The sequence below is a fragment of the Metallococcus carri genome (genome assembly GCF_011440275.1).
Classification (GTDB): domain Bacteria; phylum Actinomycetota; class Actinomycetes; order Actinomycetales; family Dermatophilaceae; genus Metallococcus; species Metallococcus carri.
This window is the reverse complement of the sequence record NZ_JAAOIV010000003.1, coordinates 125,043-143,121: the sequence shown is the minus strand read 5'-3', so window position 1 is coordinate 143,121 and position 18,079 is coordinate 125,043. Positions and strand designations below refer to the sequence as shown.

At 68.6% G+C, this 18,079-nt stretch carries 8 protein-coding genes; 6 read left to right on the top strand and 2 right to left on the bottom strand.

Going from position 1 to position 18,079, the window contains the following annotated elements:
* The first annotated feature begins 125 nt into the window (after nucleotides 1-125).
* The 3 genes from G9U51_RS05300 (at nucleotide 126) to G9U51_RS05290 (ending at nucleotide 11,523) form a co-directional block, all read left to right on the top strand.
* A complete protein-coding gene (locus G9U51_RS05300) occupies nucleotides 126-3,638 on the top strand; it encodes an ATP-binding cassette domain-containing protein (RefSeq protein WP_166194324.1) in 3,513 nt (1,170 codons plus the stop codon).
* Between the two features lie 385 nt (nucleotides 3,639-4,023).
* Nucleotides 4,024-7,509 carry a DNA-directed RNA polymerase subunit beta gene (gene rpoB / locus G9U51_RS05295; protein WP_166194322.1) on the top strand — a complete coding sequence of 1,162 codons (3,486 nt, stop codon included), beginning with the start codon at nucleotides 4,024-4,026 and terminating at the stop codon, nucleotides 7,507-7,509.
* 114 nt (nucleotides 7,510-7,623) lie between these two features.
* Nucleotides 7,624-11,523: a DNA-directed RNA polymerase subunit beta' gene (locus G9U51_RS05290; RefSeq protein ID WP_166194320.1), complete on the top strand. Its 3,900-nt coding sequence runs from the start codon at nucleotides 7,624-7,626 to the stop codon at nucleotides 11,521-11,523.
* An 89-nt stretch (nucleotides 11,524-11,612) separates the two neighbouring features.
* Here the strand turns inward: G9U51_RS05290 and G9U51_RS05285 are convergent, their stop codons facing one another.
* Nucleotides 11,613-13,853, bottom strand: a complete 2,241-nt coding sequence (locus G9U51_RS05285) for a hypothetical protein (RefSeq protein ID WP_166194318.1) — start codon at nucleotides 13,851-13,853, stop codon at nucleotides 11,613-11,615.
* Between the two features lie 23 nt (nucleotides 13,854-13,876).
* Nucleotides 13,877-14,569 carry a class I SAM-dependent methyltransferase gene (locus tag G9U51_RS05280; protein ID WP_166194316.1) on the bottom strand — a complete coding sequence of 231 codons (693 nt, stop codon included), beginning with the start codon at nucleotides 14,567-14,569 and terminating at the stop codon, nucleotides 13,877-13,879.
* Nucleotides 14,570-14,927: 358 nt separating this feature from the next.
* On the opposite strand from G9U51_RS05280, the gene rpsL reads away from it, so the two are divergent.
* The 3 genes from rpsL to fusA all read left to right on the top strand — a co-directional run bounded on the left by rpsL (nucleotide 14,928) and on the right by fusA (nucleotide 17,993).
* Complete coding sequence (gene rpsL, locus G9U51_RS05275) at nucleotides 14,928-15,302, top strand: 30S ribosomal protein S12 (RefSeq protein ID WP_166194314.1); 375 nt, start codon at nucleotides 14,928-14,930, stop codon at nucleotides 15,300-15,302.
* A complete protein-coding gene (gene rpsG / locus G9U51_RS05270; RefSeq protein WP_166194311.1) occupies nucleotides 15,302-15,772 on the top strand; it encodes a 30S ribosomal protein S7 in 471 nt (156 codons plus the stop codon). The genes rpsL and rpsG overlap by 1 nt, the downstream gene beginning before the upstream one ends.
* Nucleotides 15,773-15,878: 106 nt before the next feature.
* Nucleotides 15,879-17,993 carry an elongation factor G gene (gene fusA, locus G9U51_RS05265; RefSeq protein ID WP_166194308.1) on the top strand — a complete coding sequence of 705 codons (2,115 nt, stop codon included), beginning with the start codon at nucleotides 15,879-15,881 and terminating at the stop codon, nucleotides 17,991-17,993.
* Nucleotides 17,994-18,079 lie beyond the last annotated feature (86 nt).

Below are 18,079 nucleotides of genomic sequence, written 5' to 3'. Positions count from 1 at the left end.
ACCGGCACAAAACGCCCAGTTGGGCGTTCGGCGCGACCCCGAGCCGGGGCCACCGGCACAAAACGCCCAGTTGGGCGAAAATTGGGAGGCGCGCTGTCGGTGCCGACCCGTAGCGTTGCGGCGCGATGACCCTCACCACCACCCCTCCCTCCGCCGACCGGCTCCCCGTCACCGATTCCGTCACCTCGGATCCGCGTCGACAGGTCACCTGGCGGCGATTGCGTTCCGGCGTGGCCGGACTCGCCGTGTTCTGTCTGGCCATCGGCGCGCTCGGCACCACCCTCGGCACGGTCGTGGCCGGACGTCTGGCCGAGCATGCGACCGCCGCGCTGCTGTGGCTGCTTGTGTTCTGCGTCGTCGGCGGAGCGCTGCTCGACACGGTCGGGCGCTATGCCTGGGCCGGCGTCGTCGACCGCGCCGAAGGGCGGTTGCGCGAGGACCTGCTCGACGCCGCGCTCCACCAGCCGCTCGCCGCCCTCGGCGAACAAGCCGTCGGCGAAGTGCTGGACCGCGTCGACGACGACACCCACGAGGTCGGCACCCTGGTGCGGCAACAGTTCTGGATGGTGCTGCGCGCCGCGCTGTCGGTCATCCCGTTGTGGATCATCGGTGCGATCACCTGGTGGCCGGCGTGGTTCGTCTTCCCGATCGCGGCGACGCTCGTGGTGCTGGTCATGCGCCCGCTGCTGGGCAAGATCGCCGCCGCCAAGGTCATCGAGGAGATGGCCTGGACCGACCACGCCGCGGCGCTCGAGGAGAGCATCGCCGGCCGCGACGACCTGCGCACGAGCCTGGGTCAGTCGTTCGCGATCTCCCGGCTGACCAAGCTGTCCCAACTCGTCCACCAGCGCTTCTTCACGGTGATCACCCTGGAGCGGCGGGTGACGCTGCGCGCCGCGATGGTGCTGCACCTGTTGCTCGCGGTGGTGCTCGTGGTGGGCGCCTGGCTCACCAGTCGCGGCTCCCTCTCGGTCGGTGAACTGGTGACGCTCTTCCTGGTCACCAGCACCTTCGTCGGCCTGATCGGCAATGTCGCCCACCAGTTGCCGGACCTGCAGGCCGGGCTCGGCGCCGTCATCCGGCTGCGCCAGATGCTCGCGGTGGCACCGGAGCCGGCCGGGGGAGACGAACTGCCGGCCGGAGGCCTCGACCTGGACTTCCGCGACCTGCATTTCTCCTATGGCGAGGGCACCTTCGCGCTGCAGGGCATCACGATGCACGTGCCGAGCGGCCAGACCGTGGCCCTCGTCGGCCGCACCGGCTCGGGCAAGTCCACCCTGGCCTCGCTGATTTCCCGAGCAGTCGACCCCGAGCCCGGGTCGGTCCTGATCGGTGGGGAGGACGTGCTCGACCTCGACCTGCACGCGCTGCGCGACGCGGTCGGCGTGGTCACCCAGCGCACCGAGGTCCTGGCCGGCACCCTGCACGACAACATCACTCTCTTCGCACAGCGCTCCCGGACCGAGGTGGAGGCGGTCGTCGCCGAACTCGGTCTGCAGGACTGGGTCGCCGGTCTGCCCGAGGGTCTGGACACCCTGCTCGGCCCCGGCGGCACCTCGCTGTCGGCGGGCGAGGAGCAGTTGCTCGCCTTCGCCCGTCTGCTCGTGCGCGATGTGCGGGTGGTGGTGCTCGACGAGGCCACGGCGCGGATGGATCCCTTGACCGAAGCGCTCGTCGTGGCGGCCTCGGCACGGTTGTTGCGCGGGCGCACCGGCATACTCGTGGCGCACCGCCTGTCGACGATCGCGCGGGCCGACCTCGTCGCCGCGCTCGACCACGGCCGGCTCGTCCAGTTCGGCCCCCGGACGCGGCTGGCGAGCGAACCCGGCCCGTTCCGTGATCTGCTCACCGCCGCCGATGTCGACCACACCGACGATCCGGCGACGGTCGAGGACGGCACCGCCGTGGGAGGCGCGCGGCGTCGCGGCACCCCGCCCGAGCGCGCCGATGTCGGCACCGGGCCGTCGCTTGCGCGCGGCATCGCCCACGCTCTCAGCGTCACGCCGCGGTGGGGACTGCTGTCGATCGGCCTGTTCGCCGGCTTCGCACTCACCGGCGCGCTCGGCGCGATCACCGGTTATCTGTGGGGCCACACCGTGCAGTCGCTGCGGGGCGGCCAGCTGCACTGGCCGTGGGTGATCGGGGCGACGCTCAGCGTGCTGATCGGCCCCTACCTGCTGGCCGAGGCGATTTCGCGCTATCCCCGCTGGTGGGTCGAGATCCTGCTTCGCGTCCGTATGTCGGTGTTGCTCGGCCAGACCGCGCAACGTCGCCTCACCCGCACCCCGCCGGGGGAGGTGGTCGCGCGGGCGATGGACGCCGACCGTTATGCGCGGTATGCCGACCGCTGGGTCGACTTTTGCAATGGCCTGTTGATCGCGCTCGTCACGGCGATCGCCGGCGGCACCTACCTGGCCGGGCTGGTGCTCCTCGCGGTGATGGTGTGCGCTGCGTTGGCGTCCGCGGTCGGCCGACCGGTCGCGGGCCGCTCGGCAGCCCAGGCATCGGCGGCGCGCGCTCGGTTCGGGCGGGCGTTGGTCTCGACGCTGGAGTCGGTGCGCACGATCAAGCTCGCCGGCCGCACGCCGCAGGTGCATCGCCATCTGCGCGAGGTCGACGGCGGGCGCGTGGATGCCGCGGTCCGCGAACACCGGGTGCAGGCGGTGCTCGACGGCGTGCCGATCGTGATGGTCCAACTCGGTGCGGTGGCCGCCTGGGCAGCCCTGCTCGGCGGGGTCTGGGGCCTGGCGACCACGCTGCTGGTCGTCAATGCGGTCAACGGTTTCGACTGGTTCGGGCGCGTCGCCGGCTCAGTGGTCACCGAGGCGCCCGGCACGCGCGCCTGGCAGAAGGTCACCAGCCGGATGGCCGGTGGCACCGACCTGACCCGCATCCCCGCCGACATCGACCTGATCGAGGGCCGGTCGCCCGAGCCGCCGCAGGTGCAGCGCATCCCCTTGCAGACGCTCACGCTGCGTGGGCTCGGCGCGGTCCACGACGACGGCACGATCGGGGTGTCCGGCGCCGACCTGCAGGTGCAGCGGGGCGAGCTCGTGCTGCTGCTCGGTCAGGTCGGGTCCGGCAAGTCCAGCCTGTTGTCCGCGCTCGCCGGTCTGCTCGATCACACCGGCTCCCTGCAGTGGAACGGCATCGAGGTCGAGGACGCCGAGGTCTTCCTCCGGCCCGGTCAAGTGGCGCACGTCGCTCAGGTGCCGCGCGTGCTGTCGGGGTCCTTCGCCGACAACGTGCAGCTCGGCTTCGGCCGCGATTTCGACCAGCCGGTCGCCGATGCTCGGTTGGGCGGGGACGTCGCCGACGCCGGTGGACCGTTGGCGATCGTCGGCCATCGCGGCGTGCGACTGTCCGGCGGCCAGGTGCAGCGCCTCGCTCTCGCCCGGGCGCTTGCGACCGACGCCGAGCTGTTGCTCGCCGACGATGTGTCGAGCGCGCTCGACGCCCGCACCGAGATCGAGTTGTGGGCGGCGCTGCGGCAGCGTGCCACCACCGTGATCGGCGCGACCTCCAAGCGAGCGGCCCTCGCCCAGGCCGACCGCGTCGTCGTGCTGGTCGACGGCCAGGTGGCAGCGGTCGGTCCGTGGCAGCAGCTGAGCCCCGACTGGGCTCACCTCGCCGGCTGACGGGCGCCCGCGTGCGTCCGCGGCCGAGCATCACGGGTCGTGCGGAAGCGCGGACGCGTGGGGCGCCGCTGTCGCGCCCACCGAGGCCGAGGACACGCGGATCGGGCGAGATGCTTGACCACTGGGCCGGGCAGGTGTCAGGCTCGTGTCCAGCGTTCAGCGGGTAGGGATCTCTGTGTCCCCGAAGTGGACATGCCTTCCCATCTCATATATGCTCCTGCTTTGCGCTGCCCTCTTTCGGTCAACCTCCTTCCCTGCTCGGCGACCACGCTTCGCGTGCTGACGCCCTTGTCCTGCCCAGGACAAGTCCCTGGCATGGAATCCGGACGGCTGGAGCGGGCCTCGCGCCGAACCGCCCGCTGTTAGGCCTGTGGAAGGACCCTCCTTGGCTGCCTCGCGTACTGCGACCCCGTCCCTGTCCTCGGCAAAGACGGCTTCTGGCCGTTTGTCCTTCGCGAAGATTCGCGAACCTCTGGAGATGCCCGATCTGCTTGCACCGCAGACCGAGAGCTTCGACTGGTTGCTCGGCAACGAGCGCTGGCAGGCGCGCGTCGCCGAGGCGAAGGCCGAGGGCCGTGACGACATCAACGACCGTTCCGGTCTCGAAGAGATCTTCGAGGAGATCTCGCCGATCGAAGACTTCTCCCAGTCCATGAGCCTGTCCTTCCGGGACCACCGCTTCGAGGACGTGAAGTACTCCATCGACGAGTGCAAGGAGCGGGACATGACGTATGCCGCTCCGCTGTTCGTCACCGCGGAGTTCATGAACAACAACACCGGTGAGATCAAGAGCCAGACGGTGTTCATGGGCGACTTCCCGCTCATGACCGACCGCGGCACCTTCATCATCAACGGCACCGAGCGTGTCGTCGTCTCCCAGCTGGTCCGCAGCCCGGGTGTCTACTTCGAGCGTTCGCTCGACAAGACCTCCGACAAGGACATCTTCACCGCCAAGATCATCCCGAGCCGCGGTGCCTGGCTGGAGTTCGAGATCGACAAGCGCGACCAGGTCGGCGTGCGCGTCGACCGCAAGCGCAAGCAGTCGGTGACCGTGCTGCTCAAGGCCCTCGGCATGTCCGAGGCCGCGATCCTGGAGGAGTTCGGCGACTACGAGTCGATGCGCTCCACCCTGGAGAAGGACAGCACCGCCACCCAGGACGAGGCGCTGCTCGACATCTACCGCAAGCTGCGTCCGGGCGAGCCGCCGACCCGTGAGGCCGCCCAGACCCTGCTGGACAACCTCTACTTCAACGGCAAGCGCTACGACCTGGCCAAGGTCGGCCGCTACAAGATCGACAAGAAGCTCGGCGTCGACCTCGGTCTGTCCGAGTCCACGCTGACGCTGCAGGACGTCGTCGCCACCATCAAGTACCTCGTCGCGCTGCACGCCGGCGAGACCTCGATGAAGGGCACCCGCGACGGCCAGGAGGCCGACATCCGGGTCGAGGTCGACGACATCGACCACTTCGGCAACCGTCGCCTGCGCAATGTCGGTGAGCTCATCCAGAACCAGGTCCGCACCGGCCTGTCGCGCATGGAGCGGGTCGTGCGCGAGCGGATGACCACCCAGGACGTCGAGGCGATCACGCCGCAGACGCTGATCAACATCCGGCCGGTCGTTGCCTCCATCAAGGAGTTCTTCGGCACCAGCCAGCTGTCGCAGTTCATGGACCAGAACAACCCGCTCGCGGGCCTGACGCACAAGCGCCGGCTGTCCGCGCTCGGTCCGGGTGGTCTGTCCCGTGACCGCGCCGGCATGGAGGTCCGCGACGTCCACCCGAGCCACTACGGCCGCATGTGCCCGATCGAGACCCCGGAAGGCCCGAACATCGGCCTGATCGGCTCGCTCGCCTCCTACGGCCGGATCAACCCCTTCGGCTTCGTCGAGACGCCCTACCGCAAGGTCGTCGACGGCCAGGTCACCGACGAGGTGCAGTACCTCTCCGCCGACGAGGAGGACGAGTTCGTCATCGCCCAGGCCAACGCGGCCCTGGGTGACGACGGTCGTTTCGTCGAGGAGCGGGTGCTGGTGCGCACCAAGGGTGGCGAGGCGAGCGACGTCCCGGCCGGTGAGGTCGACTACATGGACGTCTCGGCCCGCCAGATGGTGTCGGCCTCGACCGCGCTGATCCCGTTCCTGGAGCACGACGACGCCAACCGTGCGCTCATGGGTGCCGCGATGCAGCGTCAGGCCGTGCCGCTGGTGCGCTCTGAGGCGCCGCTGGTCGGCACCGGCATGGAGTACCGCGCCGCGCTGGACTCCGGTGACGTCGTGCGGGCCGAGAAGGCCGGCGTCGTCGAGGAGGTCTCGGCCGACCTGGTGACCGTCGCCAATGACGACGGTTCGCGCACCACCTACCGGATCGCCAAGTTCGACCGCTCCAACGCGGGCACCTGCTACAACCAGCGGGTCGTCGTCGACACCGGCGACCGGCTCGAGCAGGGCGCGGTCATCGCCGACGGCCCGGCGACCGACGGCGGCGAGATGGCGCTCGGCAAGAACCTGCTCGTGGCGTTCATGCCCTGGGAGGGTTACAACTTCGAGGACGCGATCATCCTCAGCCAGCGTCTGGTGCAGGACGACGTGCTCTCCTCGATCCACATCGAGGAGCACGAGATCGATGCTCGTGACACCAAGCTGGGTCCGGAGGAGATCACCCGGGACATCCCGAATGTCTCCGAGGAAGTCCTGGCCGACCTCGACGAGCGGGGCATCATCCGCATCGGCGCCGAGGTCCGCGACGGCGACCTGCTGGTCGGCAAGGTCACGCCCAAGGGCGAGACCGAACTGACCCCGGAGGAGCGCCTGCTGCGCGCGATCTTCGGTGAGAAGGCGCGCGAGGTCCGCGACACCTCGATGAAGGTGCCGCACGGCGAGACCGGCACGGTCATCGGCGTCAAGGTCTTCGACCGTGAGGAGGGTGACGAGCTCGCCCCGGGCGTCAACCAGCTGGTGCGCGTCTATGTCGCCAACAAGCGCAAGATCACCGACGGTGACAAGCTCGCCGGCCGCCACGGCAACAAGGGCGTCATCGCCAAGATCCTGCCGGTGGAGGACATGCCCTTCCTCGAGGACGGCACCCCGGTGGATGTCATCCTCAACCCGCACGGTGTGCCGCGACGGATGAACCTCGGCCAGATCCTCGAGTTGCACCTCGGCTGGTCCGCCAGCCGCGGTTGGGACATCGAGGGCGACCCGGAGTGGGCCGCGCAGATCCCGAAGGACGCGCACACCGCGCCCGCCGGATCCCGCGTCGCCTCGCCGGTGTTCGACGGTGCGTCCGAGCAGGTCATCACCGGGCTGCTCGACTCGGCCACCCCGTCGCGTGATGGTGAGCGCCTGGTCGACGGCACGGGCAAGGCCCGGCTCTTCGACGGCCGCTCGGGCGAGCCGTTCCCGGAACCGGTGTCGGTGGGCTACATGTACATCCTCAAGCTGCACCACCTGGTCGACGACAAGATCCACGCGCGCTCGACCGGTCCGTACTCGATGATCACCCAGCAGCCGCTCGGCGGTAAGGCCCAGTTCGGTGGCCAGCGCTTCGGTGAGATGGAGGTGTGGGCGCTCGAGGCGTACGGCGCGGCATACGCACTGCAGGAGCTGTTGACGATCAAGTCCGACGACGTGACCGGCCGGGTCAAGGTCTACGAGGCGATCGTCAAGGGCGAGAACATCCCCGAGCCCGGCATCCCCGAGTCCTTCAAGGTGCTCATCAAGGAGATGCAGAGCCTGTGCCTCAACGTGGAGGTCCTCTCCAGCGACGGCCAGGCGATCGACTTGCGCGACTCCGACCAGGAGGTCTTCCGCGCAGCCGAGGAGCTCGGCATTGACCTGTCCCGGCGTGAGCCGAGCAGCGTCGAAGAGGTCTGACAAGCAGACAACCGGTGAGGTATGCCGGCTGCCCGCCAGTCGGCATACCTCACCAAAGCCCTTCATTCACAAGACTTTTCAGACTTCTCAAGAAACGAAAGAAGGAAGCACCAAGTGCTGGACGTCAACTTCTTCGATGAGCTTCGGATCGGCCTGGCCACCGCCGACGACATTCGCCAGTGGAGCCACGGTGAGGTCAAGAAGCCCGAGACCATCAACTACCGCACCCTCAAGCCGGAGAAGGACGGACTCTTCTGCGAGAAGATCTTCGGCCCGACCCGTGACTGGGAGTGCTACTGCGGCAAGTACAAGCGCGTCCGCTTCAAGGGCATCGTCTGTGAGCGCTGCGGCGTCGAGGTGACTCGCTCGGCCGTGCGTCGTGAGCGGATGGGTCACATCGAGCTGGCCGCACCGGTCACCCACATCTGGTACTTCAAGGGTGTCCCGAGCCGCCTCGGCTACCTGCTCGACCTGGCCCCGAAGGACCTGGAGAAGGTCATCTACTTCGCGGCCTACATGATCACCTCGGTCGACACCGAGCAGCGTCACAAGGACCTGCCGTCGCTCGAGGCGCAGATCGAGGTGGAGAAGAAGGAGATCGAGAACCGCCGCGACTCCGACATCAACACCCGCGCCGCCAAGCTCGAGGCCGACCTGGCCGAGCTGGAGAAGGAAGGCGCCAAGGCCGACGTGCGCCGCAAGGTGCGCGAGTCCGCCGAGCGTGAGATGAACCAGCTGCGCAAGCGCGCCGACCAGCAGGTCGAGCGGCTCGAGCAGGTGTGGGACCGCTTCAAGAACCTCAAGGTCCAAGACCTCGAGGGCGATGAGGTCCTCTACCGCGAGATGCGGGACCGGTTCGGTCTCTACTTCGAGGGTGGCATGGGCGCCGCGGCGCTGCAGAAGCGGCTGGAGACCTTCGACCTGGAGGCCGAGGCCGAATCGCTGCGCGAGATCATCGCCACCGGCAAGGGCCAGCGCAAGACCCGTGCGCTGAAGCGCCTGCGGGTCGTCACCGCCTTCCAGCAGACCACCAACAACCCCTCGGGGATGGTGCTGGACTGCGTGCCGGTGATCCCGCCGGACCTGCGCCCGATGGTGCAGCTGGACGGTGGCCGCTTTGCGACCTCCGACCTGAACGACCTCTACCGTCGCGTCATCAACCGCAACAACCGTCTCAAGCGGCTGCTCGACCTCGGTGCACCCGAGATCATCGTCAACAACGAGAAGCGAATGCTGCAGGAGGCCGTCGACAGCCTCTTCGACAACGGTCGTCGCGGTCGCCCGGTCACCGGGCCGGGCAACCGCCCGCTGAAGTCGCTGTCCGACATGCTCAAAGGCAAGCAGGGCCGGTTCCGCCAGAACCTGCTCGGCAAGCGCGTCGACTACTCCGGCCGTTCGGTCATCGTGGTCGGCCCGCAGCTGAAGCTGCACCAGTGCGGCCTGCCCAAGCAGATGGCGCTGGAGTTGTTCAAGCCGTTCGTGATGAAGCGGCTGGTCGACCTCGACCACGCCCAGAACATCAAGTCGGCCAAGCGCAAGGTCGAGCGCGCCAACCCGGTCGTGTGGGACGTCCTCGAAGAGGTCATCACCGAGCACCCGGTGCTGCTCAACCGGGCGCCCACGCTGCACCGACTCGGCATCCAGGCCTTCGAGCCGCAGCTGGTCGAGGGCAAGGCCGTGCAGATCCACCCGCTGGTCTGCACCGCGTTCAACGCCGACTTCGACGGTGACCAGATGGCGGTCCACGTGCCGCTGTCCGCCGAGGCCCAGGCCGAGGCTCGCATCCTGATGCTGTCGAGCAACAACGTCCTGAAGCCGGCCGACGGCCGCCCGGTCACCATGCCGAGCCAGGACATGATCACCGGCATTTTCCACCTGACGACGCCGGAGGACCCGATCCCGGCCGAGGGTGGGCAGGACGGCCAGCTGCGTTCGTTCGTCTCGGCCGCCGAGGCCCGGATGGCGTTCGACCGCGGTGAGATCAAGCTGGGCTCGCTGGTGTCGATCCGGTTGCGCGAGCAGGTCCCGCCGGCCGGCTTCGAGCTGCCCGAGGGCACGGAGACCGACGAGCTGGGCCGGGCGACCTTCGCCCTGGACACCAGCCTGGGCCGGGTGCTGTTCAACGAGGCGCTGCCGGAGGACTATCCCTACCTCAACGAGGTCGTGGACAAGAAGGCGCTCTCCGGTGTGGTCAACGACCTCGCCGAGCGCTACCCCAAGGTCCAGGTGGCCGCGTCGCTGGACGCGCTGAAGGAGGCCGGTTTCTACTGGGCGACCCGTTCGGGCTGCACGGTGGCCATCTCCGATGTGCAGACGCCGGACCGCAAGATCGAGATTCTCGGCAAGTACGAGCCCAAGGCCGCCAAGGTCCAGGGTCAGTACGAGCGCGGTCTGATCACCGACGAGGAGCGCCGCGAGGAGCTCGTTGAGATCTGGACGCAGGCCACCAACGAGGTCGCCGCGGAGATGCAGGCGAACTTCGGTGCCAAGAACCCGATCAACCGGATGGTGTCCTCGGGTGCTGGTGGTAACTGGTTCCAGGTGCGTCAGATCGCCGGCGCGCGAGGCCTGATGGCCAACCCGAAGGGCGAGATCATCCCGCGTCCGATCAAGTCCAACTTCCGCGAGGGCTTGTCGGTGCTGGAGTTCTTCATCTCCACCCACGGTGCGCGTAAGGGCCTGGCCGACACCGCGCTGCGGACCGCCGACTCGGGTTACCTGACCCGTCGTCTGGTGGACGTGTCGCAGGACGTCATCATCCGCGAGCTCGACTGTGGCACCGACCGTGGCCTCACGCTGCCGATCGCGCAGCGCGACGCCGACGGCCAGCTGGTCGAGCACGAGAATGTCGAGTCCTCGGTCTATGCCCGCACGCTCGCGGCCGACGTCGAGGTCGACGGCAATGTGCTCGCCAAGGCCGGTGACGACCTGGGTGACGTGAGCCTGGACAAGCTCATCGCTGCCGGTGTCGAGGACGTCAAGGTCCGCTCGGTGCTCACCTGTGAGTCCCGCGTCGGCACCTGCGCCAAGTGCTACGGCCGTTCGCTTGCGACCGGCAAGCTGGTCGACATCGGTGAGGCGGTCGGCATCATCGCCGCCCAGTCCATCGGTGAGCCCGGCACCCAGCTGACGATGCGGACCTTCCACACCGGTGGCGCCGCGGGTGACGACATCACCCAGGGTCTGCCGCGCGTCGTGGAGCTCTTCGAGGCCCGCACCCCCAAGGGTGTCGCGCCGATCGCCGAGGCGGCCGGTCGGGTCCAGGTCGAGGAGAACGACAAGGCTCGTCGCATCCTGCTCACCCCGGACGACGGCTCGGAGGAGCACGCCTACCCGGTGAGCAAGCGTGCGCGTCTGCTCGTGCAGGACGGCGACCACGTCGAGGTCGGCACGCTGCTCGTGCAGGGTGCCATCGACCCCAAGCAGGTGCTGCGCATCCAGGGTGCCCGCGAGGTGCAGAAGCACCTGGTGGACGAGGTCCAGGGTGTGTACCGCCAGCAGGGTGTGTCGATCCACGACAAGCACATCGAGGTCATCGTGCGGCAGATGCTGCGTCGCATCACGATCATCGAGGCGGGCGACACCGACCTGCTCCCGGGCGAGCTGGCCGAGCGTTCTCGCTTCGAGGACGCTTCGCGTCGCGCGGTCGCCGAAGGTGGCCGGCCGGCCTCGGGTCGCTCCGAGCTGATGGGCATCACCAAGGCGTCGCTCGCGACCGAGTCGTGGCTGTCGGCGGCCTCCTTCCAGGAGACCACCCGCGTCCTCACCGAGGCCGCGATGCAAGGCAAGCGCGACCCGCTGCTCGGCCTCAAGGAGAACGTCATCCTGGGCAAGCTCATCCCGGCCGGCACCGGGTTGACCCGGTACCGCAACCTGGCGGTCGAGCCCACCGAGGAGGCCAAGGCGGCGCTCTACGCCCTGCCGGACTACCAGCCCTACGACTACCCGATCTTCGGACCGGGCTCGGGCGAGGCGGTCCGTCTGGACGACGAGTCGCTCGGCTTCACCAGCTAAGCCGGATGGCGAGCGGCCCCGGTCACCCTTCGTGGGTGGCCGGGGCCGCTTCGTTATGCCGAATGCCGGTCAGGCATGCCGTATGCCGGTCACGGCCGGTTGAGCGTCCACACCGCCGCTGCGGGGTTCTGGTAGACCAGCCTCGCGTAGGGCGCCAACCGAGTGCGGGGGGTAGTCAGCTTGTCGACATAGATCCACCGCACCCCCCGGTTCCACAGCTCACGGGCCGCCTGGGGCGTGGGCGAGGTGTAGAAGCCGTCGTTCAACCGCAGCAGGGCCGGGTCGTTGAACGGCGCTGTGATCGAGGTGCGTCCCTTGACGTAGGCGGCGGTGATCGGCGGCGAATAGCCCCAGCCCTCGACGAGCACCTGTCGCCCGCTGAAGGCGGCCACGAGATACCACCGGCTCTCACACACGCCACGGACCGGGCGTGGCGTGGTGCAATGCCGGTTCGTCATCACCAGCGCGTCGGGTGAGGAATGGTTGCCGATATAGGTGGCGGCATCCAGCTGACCCTGCCGCACCGCGCCCGCGACGCCGGGAAGGACGGGGCCGGCGTAGTCGCCACGTCCGCCGAAACTGTCGGCCACCGACACCGCGCCGGTCAGCAGCAGCGCACCGGAGGTCACCGTTGCCGCCGTCAGGGCGCGTTGCCGGCGGTCCAGCGCGGCGACCACGGCACCGGCGAGCAGGCACAGGACGACGCCGAGCAGGACGACCAGAAAACTGGTGCTCGGTCGGTGCGGGCGGACCGGGACCCATGAGATCGGCAGCTGATAGGCCATCCAGGCGAGGATCGTGGCCGCAGCCACCGCGGCGACCAGTTGGACCCGCGATCGGTTGTGCCACCACAGGGTCAGCCCGGCGGCGCTCAGCACTGCCGCGAGCGGCAGGGCCTGGATCCGGAAGTAGTTCTGGCTCACGCCCGGTTGCACGAACAGGGCCGGCCCGAACGCGCCGGCGATGACCGAGCCGAGCAGGATCCACACGATCGGGTCGCGGCGGCCGAGCCGTTCGTCCGGCCGCCAGAGCAGCACCACGCCCAGCACGGCCTTGCTCAGCCCCCAGAGCACGAGGAAGACACCCCCGGCGAGCAGTACGGCGGTCGTGCTCGTGCCGCCGATCGCCGCGACCGGCCAACTGCGCTGCACCGCCTCGGTGGGGTTGAGCACCAGCCCATCGGTCGAGCCGTTGAAGATCACCTTCATGGTGACCAGCAGGCCAACGGTGACCAGGGCGAAGTCCACGAGCGGCCGGCTGATCGCGCGACGGTCCCACACGACGGCTGCGGCCACGGCGAGCGCGAGGCCGGCGACCACCAGCGGCGTCGCCGAACCCTTGGTGCCCGCAGCGACGATCGCCAGCGCAACGACCGCCGCCGCGCTCGCCGCATCACGGCGTTCGCCGCGCAGCCGGAAGGCCAGGACCGCGACGAGAGCGGTCAGCACGATCAGGCTGGGCGCCAGCGTGGGCGAGAACGGCGTGATCGGCAGGGCGGTGCCCGGCGCTCGCCATACGACCACGTAATTGGTGAACATCGACACCACCGCTGCGACCGCAGCGGCCGAGGCCCTCCCGGTGACGCGCAGGGCGAGGGCCGCGATGGCCGCCACGGCCAGCACCGGCAGCAGCGCCGGCGCGAAGCGCAGCACGACCTGGGCTGCGGGCACATCGGCGACGGCCGCGAGCTGGCCCATCCACGCGTGCGTGAACCAGTGGTAGTCCAGGCGTTCGCCGGCGATCATCGGCCAGCCGGCCGGACCGCGGAAGCGCAACTCGTTGGTGAGCGCGACCTGGAAGTACTGGTCGACATGGGGCCGGCCAGCAGTCTTGATCGGCCAGTCCAGCCGGTTTTGCCGGAAATAGCCAGACAGGTCGCGCACGCAGCCGAGGCTGGCGACTGCGATCACCACCGGTAGCCACCACGGGGTGCGGGTCCAGCGCGCGTCGAGGATCCGCCGCCGCGCCGCCGGCACGACCAGCAAGGCCAGCGCGACCAGGAGGGGGAGGCTCGCGCTCACGACTGCGCTGTCCAGGAAACCGCCGATGACCTGGGCCGGCACACTGAGGGCGAACCCGCAGGCGAAGCCGGCCGCGAGATCCTCGACCAGCCAGCCGTCCCGCGGGCGCAGGAATCGCCACAGCAGTATGCCGGGGAGCCATTGCACCACGACGGTCGTGACAAGGAGTCGAGCGAGCGATCCGGCGGGGAGTCCGGCGTACACGGCATACGCGCCAAAGAGGCCGACGGCCGCCAGGAGGATCAGGCCGGTCCAGGCGTCGCCGGCTGCGAGTGGAACGCGCGAAGGCCGCTCGGTCGAGGACGACACCGATCGGGTAGGTGCCGTGCCGTTCAGGGCCGTCGAGCCTTGACCCACAACGACACACCGGGCAGGGAGCGGACGGGCAGGTAGCGCTCGAGGGTCACGACGCCCTTCAGGGCGGTGTTGACCAAGGCCCCGGGCTCGTCCAGGTCGCTGCCGGAGGTGCTCTTGCGGCGCAGCGCCACGACGGGGCGCAGCAGCACCATCCAGGACGAGCATTCCTCGACGACCAGCCCATTGCGTTGCAACACATCGAGCAGCGCGGGCCGGGTGTAGCGGCGCACGTGGTTGACCGCGACATCGTGGGCCGACCACAGCTTGGGATCGGCCGGCACGGCGATCACCGCGGTGCCGCCGGGGCGCAGCACCCGCCGGATCTCGCTGACCGCAGCGTCGTCATCCTCGATGTGCTCGATGATGTCCAGGGCGGTCACCAGGTCTACCGACTCATCCGCCAGGGGCAGCTTGGTGGCGTCGGCCCGGGCCACATTGAGTCCGCGGGAGGCGCCGACCTGCGCGCCATCGGGACTGAGCTCGAAGGCGATCGCCCGCCAGCCGTGGTCGAGCAGCACGCGGGTGTTGCCACCGCCGGCCGCTCCGATATCGGCCGCGTCACCGGCGGGGAGGTCCTTGATCAGTTGCCCGACCAGGTGGCGGCGCTCGGCATACCACCAGTGTCGATCCTCGACAGCGGTGAGCTTGCGTACTTCATCGGCTCTCACGGCGGTCACCCTAACCCGGCCGGCTGCCGTCGGCCCGGATGCGCGCGCGGGACTCGCGCTGCGGATTTGGTCGTGTATCGGCGCGTCGGTAGACTCGTGGCTTGTGCGTGGGCTCTGCCCTGCCCGGTTCTTCGACGGGGCATCAGGCCCGCCACACGCTCTCGCCGGGCAGTCGCCCGGATCGACCGTGGTGCGCCTTGGCGTAACCCCGGCCGGCTCGGTGCGGAAGTGCGGGGGAGGGCGCCGTCGCGACACACCCGACCTCGGGTTACGGCCCGAGGGTAGCGCGCGGTCATCACCAAGGAGTCGGTCCCACCGCGGACCGGCGCGACAAGACACCGATCAGACGGAGAACAGGTTGCCTACCATCAACCAGCTCGTCCGCAAGGGCCGGCAGGACAAGATCACTAAGGTCTCGACCCCGGCCCTGAAGGGCAGCCCCCAGCGACGCGGCGTGTGCACCCGCGTCTACACCACGACCCCGAAGAAGCCGAACTCGGCGCTGCGGAAGGTGGCGCGTGTGCGCCTCACCTCCGGCATCGAGGTGACGGCCTACATCCCGGGCGTCGGCCACAACCTGCAGGAGCACTCGATCGTGCTCGTGCGTGGCGGCCGGGTGAAGGACCTCCCCGGCGTTCGCTACAAGATCATCCGCGGCGCGCTCGACACCCAGGGTGTCAAGAACCGCAACCAGTCCCGCTCCCGTTACGGCGCGAAGAAGGAGAAGAAGTAATGCCTCGTAAGGGCCCTGCTCCGAAGCGCCCCCTGGTCGTCGACCCGGTCTACGGCAGCCCGCTGGTGACCCAGCTGGTCAACAAGATCCTGCTCGACGGGAAGAAATCTGTCGCCGAGCGCATTGTGTATGGCGCACTCGAGGGCTGCCGTGAGAAGAACGGCACCGACCCGGTGGTCACCCTCAAGCGCGCGCTCGACAACATCAAGCCGAGCCTGGAAGTCAAGTCCCGCCGTGTCGGTGGTGCGACCTACCAGGTGCCGGTCGAGGTCAAGCCCGGCCGGGCGACCACCCTCAGCCTGCGGTGGCTGGTCGGTTACAGCCGTCAGCGCCGTGAGAAGACGATGACCGAGCGGCTGATGAACGAGATCCTGGACGCCTCCAACGGCCTGGGTGCCGCGGTGAAGCGTCGCGAGGACACGCACAAGATGGCCGAGTCCAACCGGGCCTTCGCGCACTACCGCTGGTGACCCGCGTGGTGCCCGGCCTCGGCCGGGCACCGGGTCCCCCAGGGGAACCGCACTAGGGCTGCCCACGCAGCCACCCGACATACGACGAACGAGATCGAGGACGACAGTGGCACAGGACGTGCTGACCGACCTGAAGAAGGTCCGCAACATCGGCATCATGGCGCACATCGATGCCGGTAAGACCACGACCACCGAGCGCATCCTGTTCTACACGGGTGTGAACCACAAGATCGGTGAGACGCACGACGGTGCCTCGACCACCGACTGGATGGAGCAGGAGAAGGAGCGCGGCATCACGATCACCTCCGCCGCGGTCACCAGCTTCTGGGAGGGCACCCAGATCAACATCATCGACACCCCGGGGCACGTCGACTTCACCGTCGAGGTGGAGCGGTCCCTGCGCGTGCTCGACGGTGCGGTCGCGGTGTTCGACGGCAAGGAGGGTGTCGAGCCGCAGTCGGAGACCGTGTGGCGGCAGGCCGACAAGTACGACGTCCCGCGCATCGCGTTCGTCAACAAGATGGACAAGATGGGCGCCGACTTCTACTTCACGGTGCAGACCATCAAGGACCGCCTCGGCGCGGAGCCGCTGGTGATGCAGCTGCCGATCGGTTCCGAGAGCGACTTCGTCGGTGTCGTCGACCTGCTCTACATGCGCGCGCTGGTCTGGCCGGGCGACGCCAAGGGTGACGTCACCATGGGCGCCAAGTACGAGATCCAGGAGATCCCGGCGGACCTGCAGGCCAAGGCCGAGGAATACCGCGAGCACCTCGTGGAGCGCGTCGCCGAGTCCGACGACGAGCTGATGGAGAAGTACCTCGGCGGCGAGGAGCTGTCGATCGACGAGCTCAAGGCCGGCATCCGCAAGCTCACCGTCAACTCCGAGCTCTACCCGGTCTTCTGCGGGTCGGCGTTCAAGAACCGTGGCGTGCAGCCGATGCTCGACGCGGTCGTGGACTACCTGCCGAGCCCGCTGGACGTGCCGCCGATGAAGGGGTACAAGCCGGGCGACGAGGAGACCGAGCTCACGCGTGCTCCGTCGGTCGACGAGCCCTTCTCGGCGCTGGCCTTCAAGGTTGCCGCGCACCCCTTCTTCGGGACGCTGACCTTCATCCGCGTGTACTCCGGCCGGGTGGCCGCGGGCTCGCAGGTGGTCAACAGCACCAAGGGCAAGAAGGAGCGCATCGGCAAGCTGTTCCAGATGCACGCCAACAAGGAAAACCCGGTCGACGAGGCGCTCGCCGGTCACATCTACGCGGCCATCGGTCTGAAGGAGACCACGACCGGTGACACGCTGAGCGACCCGAACCAGCAGATCGTGCTGGAGTCGATGAGCTTCCCCGAGCCGGTCATCTCGGTGGCCATCGAGCCCAAGACCAAGGGTGACCAGGAGAAGCTCGGCACCGCGATCCAGAAGCTGGCGCAGGAGGACCCGACCTTCCAGGTCGAGCTCGACGAGGAGACCGGCCAGACCATCATCAAGGGCATGGGCGAACTCCACCTCGACATCCTGGTCGACCGCATGAAGCGGGAGTTCAAGGTCGAGGCCAATGTCGGTGCCCCGCAGGTGGCCTACCGCGAGACCATCCGTCGTGCGGTCGAGAAGTACGACTACACGCACAAGAAGCAGACCGGTGGTTCGGGTCAGTTCGCCAAGGTGCAGGTCACCCTGGAGCCGCTGGACACCTCCGAGGGCGAGCTCTACGAGTTCGACAACGCCGTCACCGGTGGTCGTGTCCCGCGTGAGTACATCCCGTCTGTGGACGCCGGCATCCAGGAGGCCATGCAGCTCGGCATCCTCGCCGGTTACCCGGTCGTCGGCGTCAAGGCGACGCTGGTCGACGGTGCCTACCACGACGTCGACTCCTCCGAGATGGCGTTCAAGATCGCCGGTTCGATGGTCTTCAAGGAGGCCGCCCGCAAGGCCGACCCGGCCCTGCTCGAACCGATGATGGCCGTCGAGGTGCGCACGCCCGAGGACTACATGGGCGACGTCGTCGGCGACCTCAACTCCCGCCGTGGCCAGATCCAGGCCATGGAGGATGTGAGTGGCGCCAAGGTCGTTCGCGCTCTTGTGCCGCTGTCGGAGATGTTCGGGTACGTTGGCGACTTGCGGTCCAAGACCCAAGGTCGGGCGAACTACTCGATGCAGTTCGACTCGTACGCCGAGGTTCCCCGGAACGTCGCGGACGAGATCATCAAGAAGGTCCGGGGCGAGTGATCGCGGGCTTTTCGCCCTCGATCGGTTGACCCTTACGATTCACACCAACCCAGAAGTCGACGCCGCCCCGGCGTCAGTACCCAAGT

Bases quoted from the DNA above. Each gene is read 5' to 3' on its own strand.
- G9U51_RS05300 (WP_166194324.1), top strand. From the start codon at position 126: ATGACCCTCACCACCACCCCTCCCTCCGCCGACCGGCTCCCCGTCACC.
- rpsG (WP_166194311.1), top strand. From the start codon at position 15,302: ATGCCTCGTAAGGGCCCTGCTCCGAAGCGCCCCCTGGTCGTCGACCCG.